Annotated in this window: 11 protein-coding genes; 7 read left to right on the forward strand and 4 right to left on the reverse strand. The window is 62.6% G+C overall.

Going from position 1 to position 18,483, the window contains the following annotated elements; all coding sequences use genetic code 11:
* The first annotated feature begins 12 nt into the window (after window positions 1-12).
* The 3 genes from FBY10_RS19540 to uvrA all read left to right on the forward strand — a co-directional run bounded on the left by FBY10_RS19540 (window position 13) and on the right by uvrA (window position 7,422).
* Window positions 13-3,084, forward strand: coding sequence for an error-prone DNA polymerase (locus FBY10_RS19540; protein WP_131699271.1), 3,072 nt, complete (start codon window positions 13-15; stop codon window positions 3,082-3,084).
* Window positions 3,085-3,193: 109 nt separating this feature from the next.
* Entirely contained in the window at window positions 3,194-4,906 is a 1,713-nt protein-coding gene (locus FBY10_RS19545; RefSeq protein ID WP_131699272.1) for an ATP-binding protein, read from the forward strand.
* Window positions 4,903-7,422, forward strand: coding sequence for an excinuclease ABC subunit UvrA (gene uvrA, locus FBY10_RS19550; protein ID WP_145337501.1), 2,520 nt, complete (start codon window positions 4,903-4,905; stop codon window positions 7,420-7,422). The genes FBY10_RS19545 and uvrA overlap by 4 nt, the downstream gene beginning before the upstream one ends.
* A gap of 67 nt (window positions 7,423-7,489) precedes the next feature.
* Here uvrA and tkt read toward each other — a convergent pair whose 3' ends face one another.
* Complete coding sequence (gene tkt / locus FBY10_RS19555; protein ID WP_131699274.1) at window positions 7,490-9,553, reverse strand: transketolase; 2,064 nt, start codon at window positions 9,551-9,553, stop codon at window positions 7,490-7,492.
* A 175-nt stretch (window positions 9,554-9,728) separates the two neighbouring features.
* On the opposite strand from tkt, the gene FBY10_RS19560 reads away from it, so the two are divergent.
* On the forward strand, window positions 9,729-9,953 hold the full coding sequence (locus FBY10_RS19560) for a DUF465 domain-containing protein (protein ID WP_053128262.1): 225 nt from the start codon (window positions 9,729-9,731) through the stop codon (window positions 9,951-9,953).
* 256 nt (window positions 9,954-10,209) lie between these two features.
* Here FBY10_RS19560 and FBY10_RS19565 read toward each other — a convergent pair whose 3' ends face one another.
* Window positions 10,210-11,586 carry a VOC family protein gene (locus FBY10_RS19565; protein ID WP_145337502.1) on the reverse strand — a complete coding sequence of 459 codons (1,377 nt, stop codon included), beginning with the start codon at window positions 11,584-11,586 and terminating at the stop codon, window positions 10,210-10,212.
* A 298-nt stretch (window positions 11,587-11,884) separates the two neighbouring features.
* Here FBY10_RS19565 and FBY10_RS19570 point away from each other — a divergent pair, with 298 nt between their 5' ends.
* Window positions 11,885-13,294, forward strand: a complete 1,410-nt coding sequence (locus tag FBY10_RS19570) for an OprD family outer membrane porin (RefSeq protein ID WP_145337503.1) — start codon at window positions 11,885-11,887, stop codon at window positions 13,292-13,294.
* A gap of 69 nt (window positions 13,295-13,363) precedes the next feature.
* Entirely contained in the window at window positions 13,364-16,039 is a 2,676-nt protein-coding gene (locus FBY10_RS19575; protein ID WP_145337504.1) for a glucosidase, read from the forward strand.
* A gap of 67 nt (window positions 16,040-16,106) precedes the next feature.
* Here FBY10_RS19575 and FBY10_RS19580 read toward each other — a convergent pair whose 3' ends face one another.
* Both FBY10_RS19580 and FBY10_RS19585 read right to left on the reverse strand, forming a co-directional pair.
* Window positions 16,107-16,421, reverse strand: a complete 315-nt coding sequence (locus FBY10_RS19580; protein ID WP_005788868.1) for an SCP2 sterol-binding domain-containing protein — start codon at window positions 16,419-16,421, stop codon at window positions 16,107-16,109.
* A 56-nt stretch (window positions 16,422-16,477) separates the two neighbouring features.
* Window positions 16,478-17,188 carry a histidine phosphatase family protein gene (locus FBY10_RS19585; protein WP_145337505.1) on the reverse strand — a complete coding sequence of 237 codons (711 nt, stop codon included), beginning with the start codon at window positions 17,186-17,188 and terminating at the stop codon, window positions 16,478-16,480.
* 195 nt (window positions 17,189-17,383) lie between these two features.
* Here FBY10_RS19585 and sohB point away from each other — a divergent pair, with 195 nt between their 5' ends.
* Window positions 17,384-18,409 (forward strand): protease SohB, encoded by a 1,026-nt coding sequence (gene sohB, locus FBY10_RS19590; RefSeq protein WP_131699279.1) that lies wholly within the window; start codon window positions 17,384-17,386, stop codon window positions 18,407-18,409.
* The last annotated feature ends 74 nt before the right edge of the window (window positions 18,410-18,483 follow it).

An 18,483-nucleotide genomic window follows, 5' to 3' on the forward strand; every position in this document is an offset into this window, starting at 1 on the left:
GAGGCGGTGGACATGAGTTACGCCGAGCTGCATTGCCTGTCCAATTTCAGCTTCCAACGCGGTGCCTCCAGCGCGCTGGAGTTGTTCGAACGTGCCAAACGCCAGGGCTACAGCGCCCTGGCGATCACCGATGAATGCACTTTGTCGGGCATTGTGCGGGCCTGGCAGGCATCGAAGGCGGTGGGCTTGCCGCTGATTATCGGCAGCGAAGTGCGCATCGAGAACGGCCCGAAACTGGTGCTGCTGGTGCAGGACCTCAGCGGCTACCAGGCCCTGTGCCGCCTGATTACCCTGGCCCGCCGCCGCGCTGAAAAGGGCCGTTATCGCCTGCTGCAAGAGGACTTCGAACGCCCCCTCAACGGCCTCCTGGCGCTATGGATTGCCGAAGACAGCGACACCCAGGCCTCCATCCAGTGGCTGCGCCGTACCTTCGCCGAACGCCTGTGGCTGGCGGTGCACCTGCACTGCGGCCAGGACGATGCGCGGCATCTGGAGCAACGCCTGCAACTGGCCGCCAGCCTGCATATCCCGGCGGTGGCCTGCGGCGATGTGCATATGCATGCGCGCGGCCGCCGCGCCCTGCAAGACACCATGACCGCGATCCGCCATCACGTGCCGGTGGCCGAAGCCGGCACGCGCCTGCATCCCAATGGCGAGCGCCACCTGCGCAGCATCGAGGCGCTGGACGCGCTGTACCCGCAAGCCTTGCTCGACGAGACCCTTAACATCGCGCACCGTTGCACCTTCGACCTTGGCCAGTTGCGCTATCACTACCCGCGCGAGCTGGTGCCCGAGGGCCATGACGCCAAATCCTGGCTGCGCGCCGTCACCGAAGAAGGCATCGCCCAGCGCTGGCCGCAAGGAGTCGACGCCAAGACCTTGCAGCAGATCAACAACGAACTGGAACTGATCAGCGAGCTGGGCTACGAAAGCTACTTTCTCACCGTGCACGACATCGTGCGCTTTGCGCGCAGCCGTTCGATCCTGTGCCAGGGACGCGGTTCTGCGGCCAACTCGGCGGTGTGTTTTGCCTTGGGGATCACCGAGATCAACCCGAGCCTGATGAACATGCTGTTTGAGCGTTTCCTGTCGCGCGAGCGCAACGAGCCGCCGGACATCGACGTCGACTTCGAACACGAACGCCGCGAAGAAGTGCTGCAATACGTGTTCCAGCGCTATGGCCGCACGCGCGCGGCGCTGACGGCGGTGGTCAGCAGTTACCACGCGGCCGGTGCGGTGCGCGATGTGGCCAAGGCCCTGGGCTTGCCGCCGGACCAGATCAACGCGCTGGCCGAATGCTGCGGCCGCTGGAGTGACGATGCGCCGCCCCTGGAACGCTTGCGTGAGGGCGGCTTCGACCCGGACAGCCCGATCCTGCGCCGCGTACTGACGCTCACCCAGCAACTGATCGGTTTTCCCCGGCACCTGTCCCAGCACCCCGGTGGCTTCGTGATTTCCGAGTACCCGCTGGACACCCTGGTACCGGTGGAAAACGCCGCCATGGCCGAGCGCACCATCATCCAGTGGGACAAGGATGACCTCGACGCCGTGGGCCTGCTCAAGGTGGATATTCTCGCCCTGGGCATGCTCAGCGCGATCCGCCGCTGTTTCGATCTGCTGCGTCGCCATCGCCATCTGGACTTTTCCCTGGCGACGATCCCCAAGGAAGACCCGGCCACCTACGCGATGATCAGCAAGGCCGACACCATTGGCGTGTTCCAGATCGAGTCGCGGGCGCAGATGTCGATGTTGCCCAGGTTACGGCCGCAAAAATTCTACGACCTGGTGATCGAGGTGGCCATCGTGCGCCCCGGGCCGATCCAGGGCGGCATGGTGCATCCCTATCTGCGCCGGCGTAACAAAGAGGAACCCACCACCTATCCGTCGCCGGAGCTCGAGGCGGTGCTCAAGCGCACCCTGGGCATTCCGCTGTTCCAGGAGCAAGTGATGCAGATCGCCATGGTCGCCGCCGACTACAGCCCCGGCGAGGCCGACCAGTTGCGCCGTTCCATGGCCGCCTGGAAACGTCACGGTGGCCTGGAACCGCATCAAGCACGCCTGCGCACCGGCATGCTGAAGAATGGCTACACCGAGGCTTTTGCCGCGCAGATCTTCGAACAGATCAAGGGCTTTGGCAGCTATGGTTTCCCCGAGTCCCACGCCGCCAGTTTTGCCTTGCTGACCTACGCCAGTTGCTGGCTCAAGTGCCATGAGCCGGCGGCCTTCGCCTGTGCGCTGATCAACAGCTGGCCCATGGGTTTCTATAGCCCGGACCAGATCCTGCAGGATGCGCGGCGCCATGGTTTGCAGATCCGTCCGGTGGATGTGCAGGCCAGCGACTGGGATTGCAGCCTGGAACCCATCGACGGCCAGCAACCGGCGATTCGCATGGGCTTGCGCATGATCTCGGGGTTTCGCGAAGAGGATGGGCGGCGTATCGAAGCTGCACGTCAGCGCCGGGCGTTCAGCGACATTGCCGACCTGGACCAGCGCGCCGACCTGGAGGCGCGTGCCCAGGCCTTGCTGGCGGATGCCGGGGCTTTGCGCGCGCTGGCCGGCAATCGGCATACGGCGCGCTGGGCCGTGGCTGGGGTGCATAAGCAGCTAGGGTTATTTGCTGGCCTTCCCAGCCCCGATGAAGCACGGGTGGAACTGCCAACACCGACGGTGGGCGAGGACCTGCATGCCGATTACGCCCTGCTCGGCACCACCCTTGGCCCGCATCCGTTGGCGCTGTTGCGCGCCGAGCTGCGTAAACGGCGCTGCCGCAGCTCGAACGAACTGATGGCGGTGGAACATGGCCGCACTGTCAGCGTTGCCGGGCTGGTGACCGGTCGCCAGCGTCCCGGCACTGCCAGTGGCGTGACCTTTGTCACCCTCGAAGATGAATTCGGCAACCTCAACGTGGTGGTCTGGCGCGACCTGGCCGAACGTCAGCGCCAGGTCTTGGTGGGTTCGCGCCTGCTCAAGGTGGACGGACGCTGGGAGGCGGTGGGCGAGGTGCGGCACCTGATCGCCGGGCGCCTGACCGACCTGACGCCGCTGCTGGAAGGCATCACGGTGCGCAGCCGGGATTTTCACTGAGGCCGGTAGCGCTTGCGGTGATTAACCCCTAATTTATACAAAATGAAACCATCGACCCTTGATGCGCTCAAAAAATTGCGACTGTCCTTTCTCTGCGCAGAGCCGAACGATGCAATTCTTATCCAATCCCCACGGCTGTGAAGGTTGGGCCGGCGAAATGGCCCAGCGAATTCGCGCATTTGACTGGTCAAGCACCGACCTGGGACCGCTTGACCGCTGGTCCACCAGCCTCGCCTGTACCGTGCAGATGATGCTGGCGTCCCCCGTGCCCATGGTGATGCTGTGGGGCCGGGCCGGGTACATGATCTACAACGACAGCTATTCGGTGTTCGCCGGTGGCCGCCATCCGTATTTGCTCGGCTCGCCGGTGGAGCTGGGTTGGCCGGAAGTGGCCGACTTCAACCGCCATGTGGTGGACACCTGCCTGGCCGGCGGCACCTTGTCGTTCAACAACAAGGACCTGGTGCTCCTGCGCAACGGCCAGCCGGAAACGGTGTGGCTGGATCTCTACTACAGCCCCGTCCCTGGCGACGACCAGCAACCGGCCGGCGTGCTGGCGATTGTGGTGGAGACCACCGCCCATGTGCATTCCGAACGCTTGCGCCAGGAACTGACCCATAACCTGGAGCAGCGCGTGGCCGCTGAAGTCCAGGCGCGTTCCGCCGCCGAAGACCAACTGCGCCAGGCGCAAAAGCTCGAGGCCATCGGCGGCCTGACCGGTGGCGTGGCCCATGACTTCAATAATCTGCTGCAAGTGATCGCCGGCAACCTGCATTTACTGGCCCGCCATGAACCAGAGAATGCCCAGGTACAGCGGCGCGTCACGGCGGCCATCGCGGCGGTGGAGCGTGGCGCCAAACTGTCGTCGCAACTGTTGGCCTTTGCCCGTCGCCAACCGTTGTCACCGGCCGTGTATAACCCGCAGCGCATCTATGCCGGGCTGGGCGAGTTGCTGCAACGCGCACTCGGCGAAACCATTCATATCGATGTGCAGTTGCCGCAGGACTCCTGGTGCATCAACGTCGACCGCAACCAGCTGGAAAATGCGTTGCTCAACCTGGCGATCAATGCCCGCGATGCCATGAAAGGCGAGGGCGTGATTCGCATCACCGGCGAAAACATCATCCTCAACCCCAGGGATTGCATCGGCAAAAGCATCAAGCCGGGCGAGTATGTGCGCCTGGCCGTCACGGACATTGGCGTGGGCATGCCGGCGACGATCCTGGCGCGGGTGTTCGAGCCGTTTTTCACCACCAAGCGCAACGGCCACGGCACCGGTCTTGGCTTGAGCATGGTGTTTGGTTTTGTTCGCCAGAGCGGTGGGCATGTGGACGTGTGGAGCGAGGAGGGCAAGGGCACTGTGGTGCAAATGTACTTCCCGCGCAGCCTGGGCGAAGAAGTCCAGGAGACTCACCCTGAACCCGTGCCGCACGATGTGGGCCAGGAAACCATTCTGGTGGTCGAGGACAACGAGGACGTACGGGTGACCGTGGTGGATCTGCTCGAACAAGCGGGCTACACGGTGTTGACCGCCGAGGACGGCGACCGCGCAATGCAAGCCTTGCAGGACGGTGCGCGGCCCGACCTGATCTTCACCGACGTGGTGATGCCCGGCCGGGTCAAAAGCACCGACCTGGCCGAGTGGGCCCGTGCCCAGTCGCCGCCGGTGGCGGTGCTGTTCACCTCGGGGCACACGCGGGACATTCTCTCCAGCAATCACCTGCTCAGCGCTGACATCCACCTGCTGAGCAAACCCTACAGCCCCGAGGCCCTGACGCAACGGCTGCGCAGCGTGCTCACCGCCAGACAAGGTTGTTCATGACTTCACAGCGCACCATCCCCCCGATCACTGCCCAGCACCTTGGATTTGTACGGGTGCGCGGCGCCCGCGAACACAACCTGAAGAACGTCGACGTGGATATTCCCAGGGATGCCCTGGTGGTGTTTACCGGCGTCTCGGGCTCGGGCAAGTCGTCCCTGGCGTTTTCCACGGTGTATGCCGAAGCCCAGCGCCGCTATTTCGAATCGGTGGCGCCCTATGCGCGACGGCTGATCGATCAGGTCGGCGTGCCCGATGTGGACAGTATCGAAGGACTGCCCCCCGCCGTGGCTTTGCAACAGCAGCGCGGTACGCCGAGTGCGCGTTCCTCGGTGGGCAGTGTCACCACCTTGTCGAGCCTGATCCGCATGTTGTATTCGCGTGCCGGCAGCTACCCGGCGGGACAAGCGATGCTGTACGCCGAGGACTTTTCGCCGAACCTGCCCCAGGGCGCGTGCCCGCAGTGCCATGGCCTGGGGCGCGTGTATGAAGTGACCGAGGCGCTGATGGTGCCCGATCCGTCCCTGACCATCCGCCAGCGCGCAGTGGCGTCCTGGCCCTTGGCCTGGCAGGGCCAGAACCTGCGCGACATCCTCGTGACCCTGGGCTATGACGTGGATGTTCCGTGGCGCGACCTGCCGAAAAAGCAGCGCGACTGGATCCTGTTCACCGAAGAAACCCCGACCGTGCCGGTGTATGCCGGCTTCACCCCCGAGCAGACCCGCGAAGCGTTGAAACGCAAACTGGAGCCGAGCTACCAGGGCACCTTCAGCGGTGCGCGGCGCTACATCCTGCACACCTTCAGCCACACGCAAAGCGCGCTGATGAAGAAGCGTGTCTCGCAGTTCATGCAAGGCAGCGCCTGCCCGTTGTGCGAGGGCAAGCGGTTGACCAAGGCGGCGCTGTCGGTGAAGTTTGCCGGGGTGGACATTGGTGAGTTGTCGCAACTGTCATTGACGCAATTGGCCGCGTTGTTGCGGCCGGTGGCGGCGGGGCAGGACAAGATGAAGCTGTCGGTGGAAAAACGCCTCGCGGCCCAGCGCATCGCCGAGGATCTGCTGGAGCGGGTCAGTACCTTGATCGAGTTGGGGTTGGGCTATCTGTCCCTGGAGCGCAGCACGCCGACCCTGTCGTCCGGGGAGTTGCAGCGCTTGCGGTTGGCCACGCAATTGGGCTCGCAGTTGTTCGGGGTGATCTATGTGCTGGATGAGCCTTCGGCAGGCCTGCACCCGGCGGATGGCGAAGCGTTGTTCACCGCGCTTGAACGCTTGAAAGCGGCGGGCAATTCGTTGTTTGTGGTCGAACATGATCTGGAAACCATGCGCCGCGCCGACTGGCTGATCGATGTGGGCCCGGCCGCGGGTGAACATGGCGGGCAAGTGCTCTATAGCGGGCCGCCTGCCGGCCTGGCGGACGTCGAAGCCTCGCAGACCCGGAAATATCTGTTTGCCGACAAGCGCCCTGCGAATCAGGCGCGCCGTGAACCCACCGGCTGGCTGAGCCTGGAAGGCGTCACGCGCAATAATCTCAAGGACCTGAGCGTGGATTTCCCGCTGGGCTGCTTTACGTCGGTCACCGGCATTTCCGGCTCGGGCAAGTCCAGCCTGGTCAGCCAGGCGCTGCTGGAGTTGGTCGGCAGCGGCCTCGGCAGCCGGGTGGACAGCGACGAAGAACCGAGCCTGGAAGACGACGCCCCGCAAACCAGCGGCGGACGCATCGGTGCCGGCTTGGAGCATATCCGTCGCCTGGTGCAGGTGGACCAGAAACCCATCGGCCGCACCCCGCGTTCCAACCTGGCGACCTACACCGGTTTGTTCGACAACGTGCGCAAGTTGTTCGCCGCGACGCCTGCGGCGAAGAAGCGCGATTACGACGCCGGGCAGTTCTCCTTTAACGTCGCCAAGGGCCGTTGCCCGAACTGCGAGGGCGAGGGTTTTGTCAGCGTTGAATTGCTGTTCATGCCCAGCGTGTACGCCCCGTGCCCGACCTGCCACGGCGCGCGCTACAACCCCGAAACCCTGGCCGTCAAATGGCAAGGCTTGAACATCGCCCAGGTGCTGGGGCTGACCGTGGAACAAGCGGTGGAGGTGTTTGCCGAGCAGCCGGGGGTACTGCGCTCGCTGCAAGTGCTGCGGGATATCGGCCTGGGTTACCTGCGCCTGGGGCAGCCGGCGACGGAACTGTCCGGCGGCGAAGCGCAGCGGATCAAACTGGCCACCGAGCTGCAACGCAACGCCCGCGGCGCGACGTTGTACGTATTGGACGAACCCACCACCGGGCTGCACCCACGGGATGTCGACCGCTTGCTCAGCCAGCTCAATCATCTGGTGGAGGCGGGGCATACGGTGGTCGTGGTGGAACATGAAATGCGCGTGGTGGCCCAGAGTGATTGGGTGATCGACATCGGGCCGGGGGCAGGGGATTTGGGCGGCAAGGTGGTTGCCAGTGGAACGCCGCAGAAGGTGGCCAAAAACAAAACCAGCCGCACCGCACCGTTCCTGGCTCGAGAGCTTATCTAACCGGCGGTGTGGTCCAAATGTGGGAGGAGGCAAGTCGAATCGTCGCACCGCCCCTCCCGCATTTTGCTCAGCGTTGGGTCAGTTGGATCTGTGCCTTGGCCTGCTTCACCACGTTCTCGACCGTAAACCCGAACTTCTCCTGCAACTTCGCCAGCGGCGCCGACGCGCCGAAGCTGTTCATCACCACCTTGGCGCCGGTCTGGCCGACGTAGCGGTCCCAGCCCAGTGGCCCGGCCTGTTCCACCACCACCCGTGCCTTCACTGCCGGCGGCAAGACACTGTCGCGGTAGGCCTGGTCCTGGTCTTCGAACAGTTCCCAGCTGGGCATTGAAACCACCTGCGCGGCGATCCCTTCGCTTTTCAACTGCTCATACGCTGCAACCGCCAGGCTGACTTCACTGCCCGTCGCCAACAGAATCACTTTAGGATCATCAGCCCCCGCCAACACATACGCGCCCTTGGCCGCACCCGACGCCGCCGCATACTGCGTACGATCCAGCGTCGGCAGCGGCTGGCGGGACAGCACCACGCAACTTGGCCGGTGGGTTTGCGCCAGTGCGACCTTCCACAGTTCCAGGGTTTCATTCGCGTCGCCGGGGCGCAGGGTCAGCAACCCCGGCGTGGCCCGCAGTTGGGTCAGGTGTTCGATGGGCTGGTGGGTTGGCCCATCTTCGCCCACGCCAATCGAGTCATGGGTGAACACGAACACCACCGGCAACTCCATGATCGCAGCCAGGCGGATCGGCGGCTTCATGTAGTCGCTGAACACCAGGAACGTCGAGGTGTACGGCCGCAGGTAGGACAGCGCCATGCCATTGGCAATCGCGCCCATGGCGTGTTCGCGGATGCCGAAGTGCAGGTTGCGCCCGCTGTAGTCGTCGGCACTGAAGCGCCCGGCACCGTCGAAGGTGAGGTTGGTCTTGGTCGACGGCGACAAATCCGCCGAGCCGCCGAGCAACCAGGGGATGTGCTGGGCAAACGCATTCAGCACTTCGCCACCGGCGGCGCGGCTGGCGACGCCCTTGGCGTCGGTGTCGAAGCGGGGCAGGTCATCCTGCCAGTGCTCCGGCATTTCGCCGGCACGCATGCGGCGCAACTCGTCGGCCAATGCCGGCTCAGCTTGCTCAAGCTGCGCCAGGTGCTGGTTCCATGCTTCATAGAGCGGCCGGCTGCGCTCCAGCAGCGCATCACGCAACACACTGCGGGCTTCGTCCGGTACCAGGAAACTGGAGTCTTCGGGCCAGCCATACGCGGCCTTGGTCAGGCGAATTTCATCGTCGCCCAACGGCTCGCCATGGGCGGCGGCGGTGTTGTGTTTGTGCGGCGAGCCATAGCCGATCACGCTGTCGACCACGATCAGGGTCGGCGCGCCGGTGTTGCGCTTGAAGGTGTTCAGCGCCTCGCTCAAGGCCTGCAGATCATTGGCATCGGTGACGTGCAAGGTGTGCCAGCCATAGGCCTGGAAGCGCTTGATCACGTCCTCGCTGAAGGCCAACTCGGTGTGGCCTTCGATGCTGATGGTGTTGTTGTCGTAGATCCAGCACAGGTTATCCAGCTTCAAGTGCCCGGCCATCGACGCCGCTTCGCTGCTGATGCCCTCCATCATGTCGCCGTCACCGCACAGGGTGTAGACGTTGTAGTCGAACAGCACGCGGCCGTCGCGGTTGAAGCGCTTGCCCAGCCAACGCTCGGCCATGGCCATGCCGACGCTGTTGGCGCAGCCCTGGCCCAGCGGCCCGGTGGTGGTTTCCACGCCGGTGGTCATGCGGTACTCGGGGTGCCCGGGGGTCTTGGAACTCATCTGCCGGAACTGCTTGATGTCGTCCAGGCTGATCGCCGGTTGCCCCGAGCGTTTGCCATGGGCATCGATCTCGACCACGCCGGCCAGGTGCAGCAGCGAATACAACAGCATTGACGCATGCCCCACCGACAACACAAAGCGATCACGGTTGGGCCAATCGGGATGCTCGGGGTGGTAACGCAGGAAGCGACTCCACAGCGTATAGCCCACCGGCGCCAGGCCCATAGGCGTGCCGGGGTGGCCGGAGTTGGCCTTCTGCACGGCGTCCATGGCCAGGGTGCGCAGGGTGTTGATGCATTGGGTGTCGACAGCAGTGGCAGCGTGAGTCATGAAACCGTTCTCCCTCGGGTGGCGATCTACAGTTGAGGGCAGGGTGTGGTAAAGGTTTGATCCCATTGCCTGCGCCGCGACGAACGGGGATGGATTGAGCCTAATCATGACAAGACCGGTTGGAATGGGCTAGCTTCAAGGGTGTAGGCCATTGATCAACTTGCGGAGGTACGCCATGCCAGTGAAACACGACCTGTATCAGGATTTGGGGTTGAGCAAGGAAGCCGTTCACGAACGCAGGGCGAGCGACAAACGCCTGGACTCGCTGCTCACTCAATACGACGCTGCCGACGGGGAGGTGTTGAAGGCGGAATCGGCCAAAGCCAGCGATGAGGATGTGGAGAAGCTGAAAAAGAAACGGCTGTTGGTCAAAGACGAGATCGTGGGGCGATTGGGTTAAATGAAAATCTGACCCACCGGTAGGAGCGAGATTGCTCGCGAAGAACGTCAACGATTACGCAGCTCTTCTGATTTAACGCGGCGTTCTCAAGTTTTTCGCGAGCAAGCTCGCTCCTACAAAAAGCACAGCGTATTTATTCAGAATTGCCTTAGGGGCATCATTCACGCCACTGTCTATGATGCCGCTCGCCCACCCGGCTCAGGGGACTGTTGCGGCGCAAGGATTGCGCCGGTGAGCCGGGTGGCACTTGCTGTTTTTACGCCAGCAGTGTCCGGGTGCATTCATCCATCGAACGCTGCTGCGTCTCGCCATACAACTTCAATTCATCAATCGTCTTGCGCCCCAGGGCCTTCTCGAACTCGGCCTGGTTCGAATTGGCCGCGTAGTGACTCTGCGCCGCATCCCCCAGGTTCGACTGGAAAATCCCCGCCGCACTCACCGGCAGGAAATCCTCATACACCAACGGTTCGACATCCACATGGCCGGCGGCGACCAGTGCCTCCAGCGTGCGCGGTTGATCGGCCTGGCCGCGTGCTGCCAGGCCTTTTTCCGTGGTGAAGTAGCGGAAGTAGGCGAGGCCCTGTTCACGCATTTGCGCGTGGGTATCCGGGAAGGCCTGGAAGTGCTGCTCCATCAATTGCATGTAGCGCGCGGCATTGCCCTCGTTGGGGAACGCGCCCAGTTCGTCCCGCGCGGCATTCAGCAGTTGGTCGTACAGTGCGCGGCCTTTGGGCGTCAGCGCCACGCCACGCTGTTCGATTTCACCGAAGCGCGCGCTATGGCTGCCCTGGGCATCGGTGAAAGCGATGGGTTCGTCGAGGGCCTTGAAGCTGGTCTGGCGCAACAGGATCGGGCACTGGCGGCGGGGTGGACCTTCGATCACGGCCTTGGGGGTGATGCCCTTGCCGGGCATGGCGGCCTGGACCTGATCGATGTCCAGGGTGCGCGGGGTCAGATGGTTGATGTGCGGGCCCTTGAAGGCCACCACGTCGGCGATCAGGCGGTGCTGGTCGCTGAGTTGCTGGTACTGCGCGGCGGTCACGGTCGCGGTGTGGTGCCAGCGGAAGGTTTCCAGGGCCTGGCGCACAAACTCATCGGCATCCTCAGCAGTGAGGCCGCCGTCTTTCTCCGATTGCTCGATCAGCGCCAGGGCGCGGGGGGTGAAGATCGAGCGCTTGGCCAGGGCGGTTTCGGCAAACGCACGCAGCTCGGGATTTTCGATCAGCTCCAGGCGCAGCAGCGAGGTGAACACGCGAAACGGGCTGGTTTGCAGCGCGCGTTCATGCACGGCGCGGAAGGCGGTGGAGTGCACCGGTACGCCGGCGGGGGTCAGGTCGTAGTAGCCCACCGGCTGCATGCCCATCACCGCGAACAGGCGGCTGATGGTCGCCAGTTCCGCCGCAGTGCCCAGGCGGATGGCGCCATGGCGTTCCATGTCCAGGCGTTGGATCTCGCCGGTGCGTTGCAGCTGGTGCGCCAAGCCCGGTTCGGTGTCGAGTACGTGGGTGTTGGTCTCGGCGACCAGCTCCATCAGCGCGCCATACAGGGGAACTTCATCTCGGTACATGTCGGACATGGCCTTGGAAAAGCCCTTGCGGATCTCGTCGGGGCTGACATGTGCGGTGGTGTGCATAGAAAAATTCCTGATGGCGATGGAGATGGGTGGAGATGGGCGCGGCCTGTGCCTGGATTTTGTTGGGCTGTGGGCGGGCGTGCAAACGAAGAATCCTCTGGACTTCATTCTGCAAATGAATGAAATGACGTGAATATGACAAAAAACGGCGGCAGGGAAATTTCATTTTCCAGGCACTTTTCTAAAGAAAGCTTCACGAGGTCCGCCCGGGCCAGCATGAAAGAATCGTCACGTTTGCAGAGCCCACGATGGGTTTGCACGCCAAGCACGATAAAAAAACATTCAGGGGCCGCAGTTAATGAAAATTTCTACACTGGCGTTGTCGATCACGGCCGCCGTTCTTGCGCAACAGGCTTACGCTGATGACTTCGGGCTCGGCTCGCTGGGCACGGGCAATGGCCACAGCGGCTTTCTCGAAGACAGCCATGCGTCCGTCAGTTCGCGGACCATGTACTACAGCGCGGATAACCGCTCGGGGACCAACAACGACTTGCGCGAAGCGGCAACCGCGCTGCGTTTCGACTACAAATCCGGTTTCACCCAAGGCACCGTTGGCCTGGGTTTTGACGTGATGGCCTTCGGCGCCCTGCGCCTGGACGGTGGCGATGGTCACGCCGCAGGCCCTGGCCTGGCGGGTAATGGCAACAGCTTCTTCCCGACCAGGAACAACGGCACCGAGCCGGCGGATGCCTTCGGTCGCGCGGCCGGCAACGTGAAGTTCCGTATTTCCCAGACCGAGTTGCATGTCGGGGGTGGTTTGGCGCCGGTGCTGCCGATCCTGGTCTCCAACGACAGCCGCGTGGCGCCGCAAACCTTTGATGGCGGCATCCTTACCTCCAGCGATATTCCCAACGTCACCTTCACCGGCGGCGAGCTGAACCGCGTCGAAGGCCGTGCCTCCAGCAACTCCACGGGCTTGAGCGTGGCCGGCGGTACGCGCGACAGCGACAGTTTCAAGTTCGGTGGGGTGGACTATAAGCCGTTTGGTTCGTCCGACAACGCCATCGCGAAAAACCTGACGTTGCAGTACTACTACGCTCAGTTGCAGGACTTCTACAAACAGAACTACTTCGGCCTGGTCCACGTGCTGCCGCTGGGCAATGACCAGTCGTTCAAGACCGACCTGCGTTACTTCGACAGCAGCAGCGACGGCAAGAATGGCGAGAGTGGCTACCAGTTCAACAACAACGGCGGCTACGCCAAGCACGCGAACGAAGTGGACAACAAAACCTACAGTGCCGCGTTCACCTACCAACTGGGCGGCAGCAGCTTGATGCTCGGCCACATTGGCGTGGGTGACGATGGCGGCTTTGTGTGGGTCAACCAGGGCAGTCTTGCCGATCCGCACGCCCAAGGTGCCGGCGGCAGCGACTTCTACCTGTTCACCGATGCGGTGGTGGGCCAATTCTCCCGGGCGGGCGAGCAGGTCAACTTCGGGCAGTACTCGTATGACTTCAAGGCCTACGTGCCGGGTCTGAAAGCGTCCGTGGCGTACCTGGACGGTTCGGATATCAAGTCGAAGGTCGCCGGTGGCCCTGACCAGAAAGAAAACGAAACCGACTTCCGCCTCGACTACGTGGTCCAGGCCGGTCCTCTGAAAGGCTTCGGTACCACCTTGCGTACCGGTACCTATCACGGCAAAAACACCGGCACCGCCGACCAGGACCAGACCCGCCTGATCTTCAACTACACCTACGCCATCTTCTAAGTCTTCATGTGCACCCGGGCGTCATTGGGCTCTACACTGCTCCGCACCTGGTAGGCGATGGAGGACCCGATGACGGCCACACCCGACACCCGAATACTGGACACGATTGAAGGCCAACGCCTGGCGACGCAGGATGCCGAGCGTTGGCGCGAGTGGGGCCCCTACCTGAGCGAACGCCAATGGGGCACGGTGCGCGAAGACTACAGCGCCGACGGCGACGCCTGGGCTTACTTCCCTCATGAGCATGCGCGCAGCCGCGCCTATCGATGGGGCGAGGATGGCCTGGCCGGTTTCAGCGACAAAGCGCAACGCTGGTGCCTGGGCCTGGCCCTGTGGAACGAGCGCGACGCGATCCTCAAGGAGCGCCTGTTCGGCCTGAATAACGCCGAGGGCAACCACGGTGAAGACGTCAAGGAGCTGTACTTTTTCGTCGACGGTGTGCCCAGCCATGCCTACATGCGCATGCTCTACAAATACCCCCATGCCGCCTTTCCCTACGCCGACCTGATCGCCGAGAACGCCCGTCGCGGGCTGGGCGATGCCGAGTACGAGATCCTCGATACCGGCGTGTTCGAAGACAACCGCTACTGCGATATCAGCGTCGAATATGCCAAGCACCAGCCTGACGATATTTTCATGCGCGTCACCGTGCACAACCGTTCGCAGCAGCCGACGCGCCTGCAGGTGTTGCCGCAGGTGTGGGCGCGCAATGACTGGAGCTGGACCTTCGATGCGCCCAAGCCGCAGTTGAGGCTGGAGGGCGAACACGTGCTGGCCCGTCATCATGAACTGCCCGATCGGCAGCTCAGCGCCTGGGGCCAGGACGGCCTGGAATGGCTGTTCTGTGAGAACGAAAGCAACTTCCCGTTGCTCGACGGGCAACCGGCGCCGGGGCCGTTCAAGGACGGGATCAACGATTACGTGGTCGAAGGGCTGGACGCTGCGATTCGTCGCGACACCGGTACCAAGGTTGCCGCGCGCTTTATCCTTGAGCTGGCGGGGCTGCAAAGCAAAAGTCTTTACCTGCGCTTTGCGCCCGTTGATGCGCCCGAGGTCAGCGCGCGCAAACTGTTTGAACAGCGTCGCCAGGAAACCGATGACTTCTACGCCGCCTTGCAGCAAGGCATCGCCGATGACGACGCGCGCAATGTGCAGCGCCAGGCCCTGGCCGGCTTGCTGTGGTCCAAGCAGCTGTATTATTTCGATGTGAACCAGTGGCTCGACGGCGACCCGGCCCAGCCCGCGCCACCGCCCGAGCGCCTGCATATCCGCAATACCCATTGGCGGCACCTGTCCAACTTCGACATCCTCTCCATGCCCGACACCTGGGAATACCCGTGGTACGCCTCCTGGGACCAGGGTTTCCAGGCGGTGGCGTTTGCACTGATGGATCCTGGGTATGCCAAGCAACAGTTGTTGTTGCTGGTGAAGGACCGCTTCATGCACCCCAACGGTCAACTGCCGGCCTACGAGTGGCGTTTCGACGACGCCAACCCACCGGTGCATGCCTGGGCCAGCTGGCGCGTGTATCAGCAGGACAAGGCGCTGACCGGTGTGGGCGATCTGGATTTCCTTGAGCGGATCTTTCACAAGCTGCTGCTGAATTTTTCCTGGTGGGTCAACCGCAAGGACGCCGAAGGCCGCAACCTGTTCCAGGGCGGTTTCCTGGGGCTGGACAATATCGCCTTGTTCGACCGTTCGGCCGACTTGCCGCCGGGTTATCAGCTCGATCAGGCCGACGGCACCGCCTGGGTGGCGGCGTATGCGCTGGACTTGATGCGCATCGGCCTGGAGCTGGCCAAGCGCAATGTCGTGTACGTCGATATTGCGGTGAAGTTTTTCGAGCACTTCCTGTACATCGCCGGCGCCATCAACCGTGTCGACGACAGCGCCGAAGGCCTGTGGGACGAGCAGGACCTGTTCTTCTATGACGTACTGCACCGTCCCGACGGCCAGAACGAGCCGGTGCGCCTGCGCTCCATCGTCGGCCTGATGCCGTTGTTTGCCGTGCTGGTGCTGGAACAGCGCGAACACGAAGGGCTGGCGGGGTTGCGTGAACGGCTGTTGGGTTTCATGCATCACCGGCCGGACCTGGCCAAGCTGGTGTCGCGCTGGAACGAACCGGGGCAGGGCAATCGCCTGTTACTCGCGCTGTTGCGTGGCGAGCGCACCAAGGATCTGCTGCGGCGCATGCTCGATGATGACGAGTTTCTCTCGGCCTTTGGCGTGCGTTCCCTGTCCAAGGCGTTCGCCGAGCAGCCACTGGCGCTGAAGATGAATGGCGACACCCTGTGCGCCCGTTACCAGCCGGGGGAATCCGACTCGCGCTTGTACGGCGGCAACTCCAACTGGCGCGGGCCATTGTGGATGCCGGTGAACTACATGCTGATTGAATCGCTGCGCGAATTTCACCGCTATTACGCGGACAACTTCTCGGTGGAATACCCGACGGGCAGTGGGTATCTGGCATCGCTGGAGGAAGTGGCCGACAGCCTCAGCCAGCGGTTGACCCGCTTGTTTCTCCGGGATGAAAACGGTTCACGACCGTCGATGGCGGGGTATGCGCAGTTGGAAGCGGACCCGGCCAGTCGTGACCTGGTGTTGTTCCATGAATATTTCCATGGCGAGACGGGGCGGGGGTTGGGGGCTTCGCACCAGACCGGATGGAGTGCGTTGGTGGCGTTGCTGCTACAGCCCAAATGTGGGAGGGGGCGTGCCCCCGATAGCGGTGAATCAGTCAACTGATGAAGCGACTGACAAACCGCCATCGGGGGCAAGCCCCCTCCCACAGGGATTCAGGGTTGCCCGTGAATCAGGAAGGGAACAGTTCGCTCAGCTTCATGGCCAGCATCATGTCGCCTTCGGTGCGCAGCTTGCCGCCCATGAAGGCCTGCATGCCGTCAGTGGAGCCGTCGACGATGCCTTCCAGGGTCTCGCTGTCCATGACCAGAGTCACCTGGGCGTCCGGGTTTTCGCCTTCTTGCAGTTCGCAGGTCTTGTCTTTGACCACCAGGGAAAAGTTCTTGGTGTCGTCGATACGGAAACCGAACACCAGGTCCAAGCCTTCAGCAGCGCTTGGGTTGAATTTGGCTTTCATTGCTTCTACAGCTTTGGCTACGTCAGTCATGGTTTCGATCCTTTTATGGTGAGTCCAGTGACCTTGGGGTCACGGTTGGCCGCACTTCATCGGAAGGTGATGAGTTGCGGCGCCTTCAACAGTTGCAAGTGGGTGTGACTGTTGAAGGAAGCCAGTGCCACCTCGCGACCGCGGAATTTCAGCTGGTTGAGCGAGGTGTTAACAATTTGCCAGTTCAGTTCGAAGGCCTGGGCGGCAGGCATCCGGGTAATCAGGTGGAGCAGGGCGGTGATGGTGCCGCCGGAGGTGAACACGGCGATCTTCTGCGTGTTGTCTGCCGCTTCAAGAATGCGTTGCAGGCCACCCTGGACGCGCTCCACGAAGCCCAGCCAGCTTTCCAGCTCTGGCGTGTCATAGGTGCCGGCCAGCCAGCGCTCGATGATCAGGGCGAAGATGCGTTGGAACTCGCTGCGGTTTTGCGCGGCGTTGCGCAGGATGTCCAGGGCTTCGGGTTCGGTGGTGAGCAGGTCAGGGAGCAGTGCGCGGATGATCGCGTCGGCGTCGAATTCGTTGAAGGCGCTGTCGGTTTCCAATGCAGGAACAGGCAGGCCGAGGGTGTTGTATTGATCGAAGGCGGCAGTGGCCGTGTGTTGCTGGCGGCGCAGGTCGCCGGCTATGCAGCGGTCGAACACCAGGCCCATATCCGCCAGGTGGCGGCCGAGCACTTGCGCTTGTTCCACGCCAACGGGCGACAGCACGTCATAGTCGTCTGCACCGAAGGAGGCCTGGCCATGTCGAATCAAATAGATGCTGCCCACGTCCGTTTTCCCGGTACGTTGAAAGTCTGGCGAGGTTATGAGGATGCCAGGGAGCTGTCAATGAAAAAACATACGCTTGTTTTAAAACCTCGTTAGAGCGCGCATCTGCTGGCGGTTTGAGCACTGGTCGCCCGGCGATCCCGTCGGTATGCTTGGCCAATCCGCGCCTGGCGCCGTGCATTTTTAAGGAGACACATGGATTTTTTGGCTGAATACGCGAGCTTTCTGGCGAAGACCGTCACCCTGGTGGTCGCTATTCTGGTGGTCTTGATCAGCTTCGCGGCACTGCGCAGTAAAGGTCGCCGCAAAGCCGCCGGCCAACTGCAGGTCAGCAAGCTCAATGACTTCTATAAAGGCCTGCGCGAGCGCCTTGAGTCGAGCTTGCTCGACAAAGAGCAACTCAAGGCCCTGCGCAAGTCCGAAAGCAAAGCCGAAAAGAAGAACAGCAAGAAGAAACCCGAGGTCAAACCACGGGTGTTCGTGCTGGATTTCGACGGCGACATCAAGGCCTCGGCCACCGAGAGCCTGCGCCATGAAATCACCGCACTGCTGAGCCTGGCCACGCCCAAGGACGAAGTGGTGCTGCGCCTGGAAAGCGGCGGTGGCATGGTGCACAGCTACGGCCTGGCATCGTCGCAACTGGCGCGTATCCGCCAGGCTGGCGTACCGTTGACCGTGTGCATCGACAAGGTCGCGGCCAGCGGCGGCTACATGATGGCGTGCATCGGCGAGAAGATCATCAGCGCACCGTTTGCCATCCTCGGCTCCATAGGCGTGGTGGCGCAGTTGCCCAACGTCAACCGCCTGCTGAAAAAGCACGACATCGACTTTGAAGTGCTGACCGCCGGCGAGTACAAACGCACCCTCACGGTCTTTGGCGAAAACACCGAGAAGGGCCGCGAGAAGTTCCAGGAAGACCTGGACATCACCCATCAGCTGTTCAAGAACTTCGTCTCGCGTTATCGCCCACAGCTGGCGATTGACGACGTAGCGACCGGAGAAGTGTGGCTGGGTGTTGCCGCGCTGGATAAGCAACTGGTCGACGAACTGCAAACCAGCGACGAATACCTGGCCACCAAGGCCAAGACCGCCGAGGTGTTCCACCTGCACTATGCCGAGCGTAAAAGCCTGCAGGAACGGGTGGGCCTGGCGGCCAGCGGCTCTGTAGACCGCGTGCTGCTGACCTGGTGGAGCCGCCTGACCCAGCAACGGTTCTGGTAAGCCTCTTTGGGGTATAGGTAATACCTGTGGGAGGGGGCTTGCCCCCGATGGCGGTGGGTCAGTTACAGTTGTAT

Origin of the sequence: Pseudomonas sp. SJZ103 (assembly GCF_007828335.1) — a bacterium.
Classification (GTDB): Bacteria; Pseudomonadota; Gammaproteobacteria; order Pseudomonadales; family Pseudomonadaceae; genus Aquipseudomonas.